This window comes from Parapedobacter indicus (assembly GCF_900113765.1).
In the GTDB taxonomy this organism is placed as follows: domain Bacteria; phylum Bacteroidota; class Bacteroidia; order Sphingobacteriales; family Sphingobacteriaceae; genus Parapedobacter; species Parapedobacter indicus.
The window spans coordinates 79,291-93,058 of record NZ_FOQO01000010.1 but is presented as its reverse complement, the minus strand read 5'-3'; the positions used below and the strand labels follow the sequence as shown (position 1 = coordinate 93,058).

Below are 13,768 nucleotides of genomic sequence, written 5' to 3'. Positions count from 1 at the left end.
AACCAAGAAGATGTTTTTTGGAAACAGCTAATTAACACGGAAGGATTTTCCGCCGCCATAATCGATGTAATCCCACGTCACCTCGTCTCCGCTGACATGGAAATGAAGAAAGCCCTGCGGCCCGTGACGTGTGCCACGCCACGACGGTCTTCCCGCCACGGAACCTCCGGTAATATAGTGCGTATGGTTTTCAATCGCCAGATCTTCCAGCCAATGCAAATGTCCTTGAAGCACCAACTTTACATTATACTGCTGCAATAGTTCAAGAATTTCGCTCCTATTGATAACCATCGGTTTATGGTAAGCCTCATCCGATCCGGTAGCGGGATAAACCTGTTTAAAAGCAGAGACAAGCGGTATGTGCAAGGCAACGACAACGGGGGTTTCAGCAGGAATCTCCGCGAGATCCGCCTTCAACCACCTCATTTGATCGCTGTCAACTTTCCCGATATATTTTTTATCCTGAACATCTAGTGAATTCAACACCACGAAATGCCAATTCTTATGATCGAACGAATAATAGGGTTCACCCAGATAACGCTGATACATACCGGTTTTATAATCTATGTGCGTTGAATCCACGTCGCTTTCTTCATAGATTCCGAATAAATCATGATTACCTACCGTTGTGTAAACGGGTACGTTAAACCGTTTCTTTTTTTCGAGAAAGAACTGGAAGAGCGAATCGCTCCGTTGAACATTTCCGCGCATCACGTCATAGACCTGATCACCTCCCGAGATGACAAAGTCAACGCCAAGACTATTTACGGTGTCAATCACCCGGTCGAAAGCAGACGATATAGTCGAATCCGGCTTCAAATGAAGATCCGTCATAAAAACGAAAGAAAAATCCCGCGCGTTGTTATCCACTTTTGCGCAGGAATTGAAAACCAGTATTCCGATAAAAAGGTAGAAGCAAAAAAATCTTGACCGTCTCACAAGAAGCCGCTTATTTACATCAGGCCAATACCGGCTTTAATTCAATCTGCTCCAACAGTTGCTGAAACTGGACATAAAGTGAGTCCAGTTGTTTTCTGACGGTTTCATCGAATAGACCCACATTTTTTCGTGTAAAGGTTGAAATAGGCAGTCCTCTTTTTTGCAAAAAATATTTGGCCACGACGGGATACACGGCGTGCATCACATCCATATGATCGACAAAGAATTGCTGCAGGATTTCAACCTGATTTGCCCGTTCGTCGCTATCGTAGTGGTTACATAACCAAACAATTAGCTCTGGGTAATAATTCCCCTGGATACAAGACAAGCCAGCAGAGCCAGCCTTTAATGACTCCACCGCATGAACCATATACGCATCGTATAAGCCAAACTCGGGCACCCCTTTTGTTGCTTCCAGTTTTGCCTTGATCTGCTCGATATCCAAGCAGGTATCTTTGTGGTAAATAACACGACCTGTGCCCACGAAGCGCTTCAGTTGGTCCGCGGTCAGCACACGCTTAAACGGTTCTGGGCATTCATAGAATCCCAATGGTATGCCCGGTGTAGCATCCAGCAATTGCCCAAAACGTTCGTCAAATATTTCTGCGCTTTCCGATTCTTCTGCCAGCATATTTGTAATTACGATGACGGCTTCCACCCCCGTTTCGTACATCCGCTTCACGAAATCCGCCTGTTGTTCCACCGGACCACCGAATGTACCGGTGGCTACTACCGGCACCGCACCATCCGCTACTCGCAGTACCTGCTTGGTAACAGCAAGCTGCTCTTCGGATGATAGATTAAACATTTCACTCGATTGGCAATTGGCAAACAGGCCGGCCGCTCCGGCTTGGAGATAAAGCTCTGTGAGTTTGGTCAATCCATCAAAATCAACCGCTCCGCTTTCCGTAAAAGGAGTTAGCATAACGGGAATATATCCCTTACTTTTTCTACTCATTGATATCTGGGTAATGTTGTATTGTAATTGATAAAAACAAAGATAGATGAAGCGACTGTAACAGTTCTGTATCAAATTGGCGGGATATTATAGGATGTTACCCTATCAATGCCTTGCTTTTTTTTACACCTGCTACGTTTGTATCTGTGTAAAAAAGGCTGCCGCTTAACGGGTATTCCATTAACTGATCAGCAGACATTTCCTGCCTGGCCGTGGTAATAAATAAGGTTTTCATTTCACTTCCGCCGAAAGTGCAGGCGGTTACATTGGGAGCAGGAACCGCTATTTTTTCAAGCAGCTCTCCATTATGCGGATTCCACCTGCCTACCGAATATCCACCGTAATGGGCAATCCACAGCATACCTTCTTCGTCGATGGCCATTCCATCGGGACCACCCAGCATTTCAGGTATCCGCACGACATCCCCAAGGGGCGTAATACCGCCATCTGAAGCATAGGCATATGCGCTGACGGCTTTCCGTGGTGAATCGATAAAATACATTGTTTGCCCATCGGGCGACCAAACCAATCCATTTGCGATGGTTGTTTTCCTCACTCTGGAAACGAATTGGCCATCATTAAGCATGTATAAGTTACCCGCTCCTTCTTTGAACTGCTTATCCATGGTTCCCACCCAGAGCCTGCCATACGGATCGCATCCACCGTCGTTTGTCCGGTTGTTCGGCTTATCGGATTCCAGCGGCAACAGCGGTGTCAGGGCACCGTCATGCAGGCTCAGTTCCGCGATTCCTCCCTGCATCGCTACGATCAGTTTATCGGCAGCATCCGTTGTGACCAACAGCGTAACCGGCTTGTCGTAACGGAAGCGTCGTAACTTTGGCTGTGAAAAATCATAAAGAAAAACTTCATTTTTCAGTATGTCTACCCAAGCTAATTGCCGGTGCTTTTCTAACCACAACGGCCCTTCGCCCAATAGGTTCTGCCCATCAATGAGTACGTTAGCTTTATTCATTTTTACCGTGTCGTTATGTTTACTGCATTTTTCCGGACCATAAAAATATTCAGCCCGATAAATGCGATGATTAATACGAGCGGGATCTGCAGCGTTTTCAGCAGAACCTTAGGCCCTACAATGGCCCTTGCCGCCTCCAATTGAACGAATTCGTCCGTTCCAGGGGCAGCAGTCAGGTAGCTCTCAATTACCGCCGATGGCGGGAGCTCCTGCACGATCAGGGAATCGTAATACCCTCCCATGAATAGCGTATAAAGCGTCACCGCAAACATTCCCGCTCCCGCCATGAGGTTCATTCCGAGTGCGCCGGATTCGGGAACATATTCGGCCACAAATCCAAGCATCGTCGGCCAGATGTAGCATACCCCCACACCAAAAACGATGGCCGCCAAAAGTACCGTACCACCGCTCACGGTGGCTAACAGGTAAAGCCCCAAGGACGTGGTGAGAATCGACGCCAGCAACACCCGTTCCGGGCGCATAATCTTCATGATCGGCGCAGCGAAAGCCCGGCCTATTGCCATGATTCCGGTGGTCAGCGTGAGGATCAGAATCGCATTGTCCATCACGTTCTTCAACAATACGTCGATCCATTGCCCCGTAAAGAGCTCGGTAATCGCGGTGCCGAACATGCAGATGACCATGAACAGAAACAAGGGCGAAAACACGGCCCGGTACATCCGGCTGGCTGGTATACCCGAAGACACGCGTTCCGTTTCGGGAAAATCGAGTTTAATGAACAGGTATCCATATAGCAGGGCCGGCAGCAGCATCATCCCTACCTGCCATTGCCAGCCAAGTCCGATCGCATGGAACAATACAACGATCAATGTGCCGACTACGATGCCACCGGGGAACCAAAGGTGGAAATAATTAAGCATCGTGGTTCTTTTCTCCGGATACAGGGCGGTGACCAATGGATTACATGCCGCTTCCACGCTGCCGTTGGCGATGCCGATGAGTAGAGTGGAAATAAACAACGACCAATAGCCGGAAGCAAAGACCGTCAGCAATATCCCAGCTATGTGAAAGATGAAAGCCAACAGTACCATGCGTTTCATGCCGATGGCATCCACCAGAAAGCCTCCGGCGATCACTGCAAGGGGGAATCCCCAGAATGCCGCTGCGGTGATCTGGCTCAGCGCCGCATTGCTAAGCTGGAAATTGGTACCGAGGTCATTGAGTACACCGGCCCGGATACCGAAAGAAAGGGAGGTAACCAGAAGCGCCAGGCAACTGGCCTGAAATAATTGTTTTCTGTGAATCATCGATGATGTTGTTTTTTTATTGCCGCCACTCCATGAGTGCCGTATTCAGTACTTCCTCAACGCGCCGTTTGGCACCCGAGAAATAAACCATGCCGTGTCCCGGCAGCATATAGTCGATTTCAAGATCGGCCATCTGTGTCAGGGAATCCAGGTATTTCGTACGACAGAAATCAATGGAACCGGACCAGCCAAAATCGCCACTAAGCTTCGTACCGATCACATCTCCGCTGATGACCACCTTTTTACCTTCCCACACAAAGGAATAGATGGTACAGCCCATGCTGTGGCCCGGCATTAACCGGGCTTCAATTTCCAAGCCCAATACCACAATCTTTTGACCGTCGTTAAGGACCGTATCTACGTCAAATGGAGTAAACACTTTGTGATATAGGTAGCCACAGCACCGCTTGTCGCCTTTGCCCACCGCATCGGCCGTCTCGTTCCCTGAAACGAACTGAATCCGGAGATCTTTCAGCAAATGGCCACCCCCTGCGTGGTCGTAATGGGCATGCGTTAGAAAAACATACCGAATGTCCGCCGGGTCCATCCCCCAATAACGGATATTGGCAAACAGCTGATCCAGCGTGTCACCACAGCCCGTGTCGAACAGCAGCAATCCTTCCTCCAGGCGGATCACGTAACTGTTGCAATCGTTCCAGATAGCTCCCGGTTCATCCACGGTTAGCCCCACCAGGTCACCGCTGACCTGGAATATGTTGTGCAGTAATTGCATGCTACCTCAAATTTCTTTTGTAAATACGTCCAGATCTTCCAGTGCATAGGCCGGGCAACCGCCCTTTTGCTTTGCGATGAACGCTCCGATCAATACCGCATGGGACAGCGCGGCCTGTACCGTCGTACCCGCAAGTCGATACCGTAGAAAGGCGGCCAAAAATGCATCGCCACAGCCGATGGTATCGGCTACTGGCACCGTTATGCCCGCCACATCCACCCGTCCGTCGAATGTGTAATAGCTGGCACCATCCGCCCCACGGGTAAGAATTGTCTCCTTGATGCCAAAACGCCCCATCAGCGCACGCAGCTGTACCGGTTCGGGTGCCTGTGCCGAAGCAGGCTGGAAAATACGCGTCACCTCGGCGAGTTCCTCCTCGTTGATTTTCAGCAGATCAGTACTGCTTAACAATGTGGACAACGTCTGCCTGTCATAGAAGTTGCCCCGCAGATTGATATCGAACACACGTAAACACTTTGTGGACAGCAGGTTGTGCAGGGTATGCCTGGAAACCGAATTCCGGCAGGCAAGACTGCCGAAGATCAAGCACGCGTTTTCCGGAATATATGTACCGAGGTCACCATCTTCCCGGATATGGTCCCACGCTACGGGCCGTAGGATATCATACGACACGTTCGTTTTGTCCGACACATTGGCGACCACCCGACCGGTGGGGTAGTCGTCGATGGATTGTATAAACCGCGTATCGATAGACCAACCGCCGATGAGCGACCGCATGCGCTTACCCGGGGCATCGGTGCCAACGCTGCTGATCATGTAGACGTCAAAGTTAGTATCTTTCGCCATATGGTACGCCACATTCAACGGAGCACCTCCCGGGAAATCTTCTCCGTTCACTTCGTCCCATAACACTTCCCCGAAACAGAATATTCGATTGCTTTTTCCCATAACCCTGCTGTTAGGCTACCAGTATTGCCTGATCTTCCGGTTTACGAAATCCACGCTCCTTTTCAATTGATCCATGCCGTCCACACCGTCTTCAATACTGATCCAGCTATCAAAACGGACCGCTTTCAGGGTTGTGAAGATGGCGTCGTAATCATTGAGTCCTTTGCCGATTTCGCCATGCCGCAGCACCGAGGCATACCCTTCGGCGTTGTCTTCCATCTTCCGCAGGTCCGCTAGGGTTCCGCCCACCAGGTACCGGTCGCTGGCGTGCATCGTCTTAATGCGGTATTTCACTTTTTCCAGCAGTTCCAACGGATCTTCACCGGCAAGGAATGTGTTGCTCGGGTCATAGTTCACACCGAAATGGGGATCGTCGATAGCCTCCACGATCTGACAGAATACCGCAGCCTTCTGTGCAAATTCCGGAAATTTCCAAAAATCGTCTTTGTAATGATTTTCAAGGATCAGGGTGATGTCAAGCGTCCGGGCATATTCGAGGCATTCCTGGATCGAATCCACCGCTAGTTTTACGCCTTCTTCAATCGAAAGCTCCGGCCGCCGCTGGCCCGACAGGACACGGCAATAGCGGCCTCCCAATGCATGTGTCATATCGATCCATTGTTTCTGCTTCTGGATCTGTTCGCTCCTGAACGCCGCATCGGGATGCGTAAAATCCGGCGAGCAGCACATCATCGGTATCTCCAGTCCGGCATCGCTGACCCGGCTCCGATAGCGGCTCCAGTCGCTGGGATTTTTCATCCCCAGGAAGCCTGCATACCATTCCAGTCCGTCGATTTCGAGTGTCGATGCGAGATCGATCCATTCGTCGAGTGTCATTTCTCCCGTTACGCAAAGCGCTTTCATAAACGCTTTCGGGAATACAGCTAATTTGGGCATATTATTCGATGTCTAATGCGTCTAAGTTTTTTTCCGGATTCCGCCCAATGATGGGATGCTGCTCCAGTTCGACGGCTTGCCCACTTACCGGGCCCAGCGAATCCGAAAGCCACAATACGGCGGAATTCGCGACCTCCATCGGATCCAATAACCGCCGGGCAGGGGCGTACATCGGCGAAATCAGGGTGTACCAATCGGCGGGCAACCCGTGACCTACTTTCCGCTCCTGTTCTTTTTCTGTCAATACCCATCCCACATTCAGTTGGTTTACCCGGATGCCGAAGTCCCGGTGCAGGCTATCGCCCAGGTTTCTTGTAAGCGTCATCAACGCCCCCTTTGAGACACTGTATGCCAACAGACCCGGTTCTCCGGCATAGGCATTGACCGAGCCGATATTGACCACCGCCCCCTTGGTTTCCGCCAAGTGGGGCAGCGCCGATTGAATGATGGAAAACGGGGCGAGCGAATTTACTTCCAGCACTTCCCGGAACAGGGCAAGCGTCGTATCGTTCACATTGGACGAGACCACATAAGCCGCATTGTTGACGATGCCATTGATTCTGCCAAAACGGCGGACGGTGGCTTCCACCAAATCCGTCGCAAAGTTGTCGCGCGTCACGTCACCGACAAACGGTTCGACCCGATCCCCACCGTCCAGGTAGCCCAGTGCGTCGGCTAGGTTTCGTTCGCTTCGCCCGTGCAGCAGCACCTGCGCGCCGGCATTCAGGCAGGCTTTCGCAATCGCGAGCCCGATTCCCCCGAATGCGCCGGTGACGATGATCACCTTATCTTTTAATAAATCGTTTTGCATGGTTGTTCCTCCCGATTGATTGTTATTTCGGTATCAGTACACTTTTGATGACTTCTCCGTCCTTCATCTTGCGGAACGCCACTTCCCAGTCCTCCAGGGGCCACATCCCGCCAACGATTTTACTGATGTCAAGGCGGCCTGTAGCCAACAGCCGGATCACTTTTTCCCATACCGGCCAGTTGTGGCTGAAGCTGCCCTGGATCCGTACGTTTTTCTGCACGATGGGATCCAGTGAAAATCCGATGGGTTGCGGCCCCCATCCTACTTTAACCACCTGTCCGTTGGGGCGCACCCAGTCGATGGCGTTCTGGAGGGTATGGCTGATCCCCGCGGAATCGATCACACAATCGACCCCCATTCCGTCCAGTTCCTTCGCCCATGCACCGGCGTTGTCGGTGAGGGGTTGTATCCCGTAGGCCGCTGCGATGTCCAGCCGCACGCGGTCACTTTCCAGCCCCACGATCCCCACTTCAGCCCCCCTTAGCTGGGCCATCAGTGCGCAAAGCATCCCGATGGTACCCGGGCCGATGACCAGCACCCGGTCGCCGGGCTTGATGTCGGCATTGTTTACCACCGCATTATAGGCTACGCTGCACGGTTCAGTCAGGCAGGCCTTTTCAAACGCCAAGGAATCCGGTATGCGATGCAGGCAACGGGCAGGCACGGCCACATACTTGGTCATCGCGCCGTTAACACCGTAACCAAATCCCTTCCGCGATGGATCAAGGTTGTACAGTCCCACCTTTGACAGCGGGTTGTCCAGATCGATCACAGCGGCCGTTTCACTCACTGCCCGGTCACCGACTTCCCAATTTTTCACATCTGGACCGATTTCATCGATAACCCCTGCGAACTCATGGCCCAGGATAACTGGATAGTTCACCTCCCAGCTGTGACTGGCCGTCCATTGGTGCAGATCGCTTCCGCATACGCCCACGCCCTTTACTTCCAGAATAACCTCCCCGCTTTTCGGGGAAGGTTTGGGTACCTTCCGGAGCTCCACCGAACCCTTTTGGCGATCAAAATTTACGACTGATAAAAACTCCATGATTGTTTATATTTCTTTTTGATTTGTTGCGAATGGATATTTTCGCAGATGGTCCGTAATACACTTGGTAGGTCGTTGCTGCTCGAGGTTCTGAACGAGTCGGCATCAATTGTAAGAGGTGCTCCAAGTACCACCAGCGGTGCCCCATAAGACGGGCATGAGATGGCTTGGTCGATGGACAACCCACCAACGGCTTGAACCGGTACGTTTACCGCTTCCACCACTTCGGTAAGCTGGTCCAACGGACTGGGGCAGGGCAAGCCCTGTGCAACCAACCCCCGCCGCTCGTCGTAACCAATGTGGTGGATCACATAATCACACCCCAGGTCTTCCAAAAACTTCGCACCATCCACCATCGAGTCGCACGCAAGGTTGTCTCCCATCACTTTAACGCCAAAATCACGACCAGCCTGCACCACGCATTTGATGGTTTCCGCATGAGCTCTGCCCATGACCACCACGTGCGTTGCGCCTGCCTTAGCCATCATCTCTGCTTCCAGGTAGCCGCCATCCATGGTCTTCAGGTCGACCACCAACGGCGTATCCGGAAATTCGCTTCTCAGCCTCCGTACTCCATGCAGGCCTTCTGCAAGCACCAGAGGGGTCCCCACCTCCAGCCAATCTACACCGGCCTGCAATGCTACATGAGCGGTCTTTACCGCCTCCTCAATATCCGTAAGATCCAATGAGATCTGAACAATTGGCTTCATTTTTTACGTTGCTTAATCTAAAATCTTTACCTGAATATCTTTATACTTCACTTTCGAACCCGGATCGTGCGCCTGGATGGCGAATGTTCCGGAATCCACATAGCGGCCGAAATGATCTTCCTGCCTTACCAGCCGGCTTTTATCGGTCATTTGGGTATAATCTACCACGGTTGTACCGTTCACTTTTATAATAACGTGGTTACCCACCACTTTGATATACAGCTCAAACCACTCGCCATCAACCGCGTACTTATCTGCGATATCTACCACGTTGTATAAACTGCCCGTGCGGATCGCATCTCGGTGCGAATTGTTCACCTGTACCTCGTATCCGTAATTGGGAAACCCCTTTTCCTGGAAACGGGTATGGAAATAAATGCCCGAGTTGGCATTCTCAAACGTATACACCTGGGCCTTGAATTCAAAGTTCTTGAACACATGGCTACTTACATCACCCATATAATACAGGTGGGACCGCGGTCCTTCCTGCACGATACAGCCGTCTTCCACACGGAAGGACGATTCATTTTCACTCGCTTTCCATCCGTTCAGCGTCTTGCCGTCAAACAGCGATATCCAGCGGCCTGTTTGTGCTGCCGCACCGGTAAACCAGAGGGCAAGAAAACAGGCTATATAAAATTTCGGTTTCATATACACTAATTTATAATTGTCCCCAACCTTTTCTGTATTCCCGCTTCACGAATTGATTTGCGGCTTCGTAATTGGTAATCCGCATGTTTCCGCTGTCCCATTTCATCAGCTTGTTGCTTCCCGGGTACATGAAGCCTTTACCATTGGGCCGCGGCTGGGGAATGTCGGCTACCCGTATTGCCAGGTTGGCCATCAGCACGGTTTCTGTTAGCGGACCTGAAAGTTCGAAGGGTGCACTTAGCTTGGCATTGCCATATCCGGCAATCGCCCCTTCGACCCACTGCGCATAATGTCCGTCGGCACCGCCCTTCACCCGCTCATACCGCTGCGGAACGGTTACTTCCTTGGTCTTCGACACCGGGATAAGCCTCGGATTGGCAGCATATTCACTGGCCATCATTTTTCCCTTTGTACCGATAAACAGGATACCACTGTTACCGTCGCCCATGATTTCATCCGGCTCCAGTTCGTCCGGCCGCATCGGCTTGATCCCCCCATCCATCCAGTGCAGCTTTACTTCCCCCTGCGTTTTACTGGTTTTGGGGAAAGTCAAGATGGCGTAGCCCGACGGCGGGCAGCTGTCCTCAAAATAGCCACGCTCTCCGAAGGCCGTATACACGCTGCCAACGGTTGCCTGTACATCTGTCGGATACTTCAGGTCCAGCACGGAAAAAGGTGCTTCGAGGAGGTGGCAACCCAGATCGCCCAGCGCGCCGGTTCCGTAATCCCACCATCCCCGCCAGCTTCCCGGGATGAGCCCGTCTACGTATTCTTTATAGGGGGCCGTGCCCAACCAGAGATCCCAGTCCAGTTCTTTGGGAACAGCGGGCGACTGCGCGGGCCAGGGAATGCCCTGTGGCCATACGGGACGGTTCGTCCAGGTATAAACTGTATGCACATCGCCGATTATACCGGCGTCGAACCACTCCCTAAGCTGCCTCACCCCATCGCCAGAAGCGCCCTGATTGCCCATTTGGGTAACCACCTTGTATTTTTCCGCTGCCTCCGTAAGTTTTCTTGCTTCATAGATGTCGTGCGTCATCGGCTTCTGCACATATACATGCTTTCTAAGCTGCATGGCATTCATCGCGATGATGGCGTGGTTGTGGTCGGGCGTAGACACCGACACCGCATCGAAGTTTTTGGACTCCTTGTCGAATAACTCCCGCCAATCGTGGTAATATTTCGCTTTGGGGAACCGTTCCCGGGATTCTTTCGCCATCCGGTCGTCCACATCGCACAGATAGGCAATTTCCGCTTTGCCGCTATCGTAAAAATTCTTTAGGTCGCTTCTCCCTTTGCCACCTACCCCCACACCGGCGACCAACAGCTTATCACTGGGTGCAATAAATCCCTTACCGCCCAATACGTGGCGGGGCACGATGGTTACGCCTGCAACTGCGAGGCCGGCGGTGCTGATAAAATCCCTTCTGGATTGTTTTTTACTGTCTTGCTTCATATTCTTGGATTCGTTGGTTTACGTAATTAAATGCGTCAGGTGATATTGTCTGAGAACGTCCGCTGGGACTCCTTCCCACACATTCGGCCGGTTACCCACATACCCCAGGTATTCGATGCCCGCTTTCGTGGTAAAATATCCCGAGGCCGTCAGTTCCCTGAGCAGCGCAAAAAATGCGATGCCCGGTCGCAACTCGCTGCTTTTCGATTCCGGGTAGGCGATGCGGTCCAGGATCTGCGTCTGCTGATTGGTCGTAATTCCGATAAATGCACTCCCGAACTGCTGCCTGGAATAATCGTCGATCCACTTCAGCCCATCCCGCATCGGCTGCTGCAATTCCGGCTGATCTTTTACGATAAATTCGATAAAATCGGGAACGCCCACTTCGGACGCACCCGGGGAATCTTCATCCGCGGGTATAATCAGATCCACCAGCTCCGTAAGCGTACCTCTTTCCTGCCGATCGAAAAATGTAAAGGAATTCAATTCATCAAGCCGCTCCCATTCCCAAAGTTCCCTGCCCTCCTTCAGTTCCAGATTGACCCGGGAGATCACCCGATCCGCTTTTTCGTTACTGCATCGGTGAAAGAGCAGCCCACTTGCCACCATGGACACGCCAATGGCTTTCAGGGCATCTCTTCGTTTCATTTTATTCATTGTACTTACAGATTGCGTCTTTTCCGTTGTTCCAAAATATACTCTGAGGTTCGCATGGACAACGCCAATATGGTCCACGTCGGGTTTTTGTCGCCCTGCTGTACAAAAGGCGCACCGTCTACGACAAACAGGTTCTTGCAATCATGGGCCTGGCACCATTTATTCAGTGCCGATGTTTTCGGGTCATCCCCCATCCGCACGGTACCCACCTCATGGATAATCTCGCCGGGCTTTTTGAGTCCATAACTCCGGTCAGCCCCCACATACTCCGAAGTGATTACCGCCCCCATACCGGTGAACAGGTCGTGAAACGTATCTTGCATGTGCTTGCCTTGTTTAATTTCCGCGTCATGCCACTTATAGTGGAATTTCAGTACAGGGATACCATATTTATCGACAGCGTTGGGGTCTATTTCGCAGTAATTGTCTTTTCGCGCAATTGCCAGGCCCCGGCCGGCCAGTACCACTTTTGTTCCAAAATAACTACGGTATTCATCTTTCAAGGACCGACCGTAGCCCCGACTTTTCTTTGCCTTCCCGTCTGCCTCGGCTAACGCTCCGTTAAACCGGGGCAAGTCGTTCAAATACCCATAGGAAGGCATGTTCATCCCACCACCGAATTCGATGTGATAGCCCCTCGGAAAGTCCAGCTTCGAATTGTCCAACCACCAGGGTGCATAGACGTGCGGGCCACCTACCCCATCTTCGTTATACCGCTTGCGGTCTTTCAATTGAGGAAGGTATGCCGCTACGCTTACCCCCGTGGAATCGTGCAAGTATTTGCCCACCACTCCGCTGCTGTTGGCCAGTCCCTGCGGGTGTTGTCTTGATTTCGAATTCAGTAGAATACGGGCTGATTCGCAGGCACTGGCGGCCAATATGACCTGCGCGCCATACACCTGATATTCCTGCATATCTTCCTTGCTTATGTAGGACACGCCTTTGGCCAGTCCATCCCCATCTACCAGCACTTCGCGAACCAACGAGTTTGGGAGTACTTCCAGGTTACCGGTCCGGATAGCGGGAATGACCAACGCGGACGACGACGAAAAATCTCCGTATACCTTACAGGACCTGCCACACTGGCCACAATTGAAACAGGTGCCCCGCTGACTGTTGTTTTTCAGCGGTTCGGTGAGCACGGACCCCCTGCCCGGAATCACGGGAATCCCTTTTTTCTTGGCTTCTTCCGTAATCAGCATTTCGTGGAGCCTGGGTTTCGGCGGTTTTAGAAAAACACCGTCGGGATCGTCTTCCAGCCCTTCATTGGTGCCGTACACGCCAATCAATACATCAACTTTATCATAGTAAGGCTTGACTTCCTCATAGGTGATCGGCCAGTCATCTGTAGCCCCGTCTAAACTTCCACCTTTAAAATCTTTCGGACCAAAACGCAGGGAAATGCGCCCCCAGTGGTTTGTCCGTCCTCCAAGCATCCGTGATCTGAACCATCGGAATTCACTTCCTTCGTCGTTAGTATAAGGCTCCCCGTCAATTTCCCACCCTCCGAAAGCACCATCGAAATCTCCGAAGGCACGGTTTGTAGATGCGCCCCTTCGCGGCGATTCCCAAGGCCAACGCAACTGTAATGAATCTTTGGCTGGATCGAAAAACGGACCGGATTCTAACATCAATACCTTCAAACCTGCATTTGCCAGCACATAACCGGCCATACCTCCCCCTGCGCCCGATCCAACAATGATGACGTCGTATTTGTCTCTACTGCTGTTTATATTAAATGCCATGTCGATTTTA

14 protein-coding genes are annotated in these 13,768 nt (G+C 51.6%); all 14 read right to left on the bottom strand.

The annotated features are described in order from the left end of the window. Positions 1-27 precede the first annotated feature (27 nt). Entirely contained in the window at positions 28-834 is an 807-nt protein-coding gene (locus tag BMZ56_RS19345) for a metallophosphoesterase family protein (RefSeq protein ID WP_143072975.1), read from the bottom strand. A gap of 124 nt (positions 835-958) precedes the next feature. Next, a complete protein-coding gene (locus BMZ56_RS19340) occupies positions 959-1,897 on the bottom strand; it encodes a dihydrodipicolinate synthase family protein (protein WP_090629560.1) in 939 nt (312 codons plus the stop codon). Positions 1,898-1,994: 97 nt separating this feature from the next. Beyond that, positions 1,995-2,870 (bottom strand): SMP-30/gluconolactonase/LRE family protein, encoded by an 876-nt coding sequence (locus tag BMZ56_RS19335; protein WP_090629557.1) that lies wholly within the window; start codon positions 2,868-2,870, stop codon positions 1,995-1,997. A 2-nt stretch (positions 2,871-2,872) separates the two neighbouring features. Next, on the bottom strand, positions 2,873-4,138 hold the full coding sequence (locus tag BMZ56_RS19330; protein WP_090629554.1) for an MFS transporter: 1,266 nt from the start codon (positions 4,136-4,138) through the stop codon (positions 2,873-2,875). A 16-nt stretch (positions 4,139-4,154) separates the two neighbouring features. Beyond that, entirely contained in the window at positions 4,155-4,871 is a 717-nt protein-coding gene (locus BMZ56_RS19325; RefSeq protein ID WP_090629550.1) for an MBL fold metallo-hydrolase, read from the bottom strand. A gap of 6 nt (positions 4,872-4,877) precedes the next feature. Continuing rightward, a complete protein-coding gene (locus tag BMZ56_RS19320) occupies positions 4,878-5,780 on the bottom strand; it encodes a PfkB family carbohydrate kinase (protein WP_090629547.1) in 903 nt (300 codons plus the stop codon). A gap of 15 nt (positions 5,781-5,795) precedes the next feature. Then, positions 5,796-6,677: a sugar phosphate isomerase/epimerase family protein gene (locus tag BMZ56_RS19315; protein WP_090629545.1), complete on the bottom strand. Its 882-nt coding sequence runs from the start codon at positions 6,675-6,677 to the stop codon at positions 5,796-5,798. Position 6,678: 1 nt separating this feature from the next. Next, entirely contained in the window at positions 6,679-7,488 is an 810-nt protein-coding gene (locus BMZ56_RS19310; protein WP_090629542.1) for an SDR family NAD(P)-dependent oxidoreductase, read from the bottom strand. A gap of 22 nt (positions 7,489-7,510) precedes the next feature. Next, complete coding sequence (locus tag BMZ56_RS19305) at positions 7,511-8,536, bottom strand: zinc-binding dehydrogenase (RefSeq protein ID WP_090629539.1); 1,026 nt, start codon at positions 8,534-8,536, stop codon at positions 7,511-7,513. Then, positions 8,515-9,246, bottom strand: a complete 732-nt coding sequence (locus BMZ56_RS19300; protein WP_090629534.1) for an orotidine 5'-phosphate decarboxylase / HUMPS family protein — start codon at positions 9,244-9,246, stop codon at positions 8,515-8,517. The genes BMZ56_RS19305 and BMZ56_RS19300 overlap by 22 nt, the downstream gene beginning before the upstream one ends. Before the next feature lie 12 nt (positions 9,247-9,258). Continuing rightward, on the bottom strand, positions 9,259-9,897 hold the full coding sequence (locus tag BMZ56_RS19295; protein ID WP_090629531.1) for a 3-keto-disaccharide hydrolase: 639 nt from the start codon (positions 9,895-9,897) through the stop codon (positions 9,259-9,261). 10 nt (positions 9,898-9,907) lie between these two features. Continuing rightward, positions 9,908-11,356: a Gfo/Idh/MocA family protein gene (locus BMZ56_RS19290; protein ID WP_090629529.1), complete on the bottom strand. Its 1,449-nt coding sequence runs from the start codon at positions 11,354-11,356 to the stop codon at positions 9,908-9,910. An 18-nt stretch (positions 11,357-11,374) separates the two neighbouring features. Then, a complete protein-coding gene (locus tag BMZ56_RS19285; RefSeq protein ID WP_181127814.1) occupies positions 11,375-12,004 on the bottom strand; it encodes a gluconate 2-dehydrogenase subunit 3 family protein in 630 nt (209 codons plus the stop codon). A gap of 14 nt (positions 12,005-12,018) precedes the next feature. After that, the gene (locus BMZ56_RS19280; RefSeq protein ID WP_090629523.1) at positions 12,019-13,758 is read right to left on the bottom strand and encodes a GMC family oxidoreductase; all 1,740 of its coding nucleotides are present in this window, start codon (positions 13,756-13,758) and stop codon (positions 12,019-12,021) included. Positions 13,759-13,768 lie beyond the last annotated feature (10 nt).

Bases quoted from the DNA above. Each gene is read 5' to 3' on its own strand.
- BMZ56_RS19305 (WP_090629539.1), bottom strand. From the start codon at position 8,536: ATGGAGTTTTTATCAGTCGTAAATTTTGATCGCCAAAAGGGTTCGGTG.
- BMZ56_RS19325 (WP_090629550.1), bottom strand. From the start codon at position 4,871: ATGCAATTACTGCACAACATATTCCAGGTCAGCGGTGACCTGGTGGGG.
- BMZ56_RS19290 (WP_090629529.1), bottom strand. From the start codon at position 11,356: ATGAAGCAAGACAGTAAAAAACAATCCAGAAGGGATTTTATCAGCACC.
- BMZ56_RS19280 (WP_090629523.1), bottom strand. From the start codon at position 13,758: ATGGCATTTAATATAAACAGCAGTAGAGACAAATACGACGTCATCATT.
- BMZ56_RS19335 (WP_090629557.1), bottom strand. From the start codon at position 2,870: ATGAATAAAGCTAACGTACTCATTGATGGGCAGAACCTATTGGGCGAA.
- BMZ56_RS19320 (WP_090629547.1), bottom strand. From the start codon at position 5,780: ATGGGAAAAAGCAATCGAATATTCTGTTTCGGGGAAGTGTTATGGGAC.
- BMZ56_RS19345 (WP_143072975.1), bottom strand. From the start codon at position 834: ATGACGGATCTTCATTTGAAGCCGGATTCGACTATATCGTCTGCTTTC.
- BMZ56_RS19285 (WP_181127814.1), bottom strand. From the start codon at position 12,004: ATGAAACGAAGAGATGCCCTGAAAGCCATTGGCGTGTCCATGGTGGCA.
- BMZ56_RS19340 (WP_090629560.1), bottom strand. From the start codon at position 1,897: ATGAGTAGAAAAAGTAAGGGATATATTCCCGTTATGCTAACTCCTTTT.
- BMZ56_RS19315 (WP_090629545.1), bottom strand. From the start codon at position 6,677: ATGCCCAAATTAGCTGTATTCCCGAAAGCGTTTATGAAAGCGCTTTGC.
- BMZ56_RS19330 (WP_090629554.1), bottom strand. From the start codon at position 4,138: ATGATTCACAGAAAACAATTATTTCAGGCCAGTTGCCTGGCGCTTCTG.
- BMZ56_RS19310 (WP_090629542.1), bottom strand. From the start codon at position 7,488: ATGCAAAACGATTTATTAAAAGATAAGGTGATCATCGTCACCGGCGCA.
- BMZ56_RS19300 (WP_090629534.1), bottom strand. From the start codon at position 9,246: ATGAAGCCAATTGTTCAGATCTCATTGGATCTTACGGATATTGAGGAG.
- BMZ56_RS19295 (WP_090629531.1), bottom strand. From the start codon at position 9,897: ATGAAACCGAAATTTTATATAGCCTGTTTTCTTGCCCTCTGGTTTACC.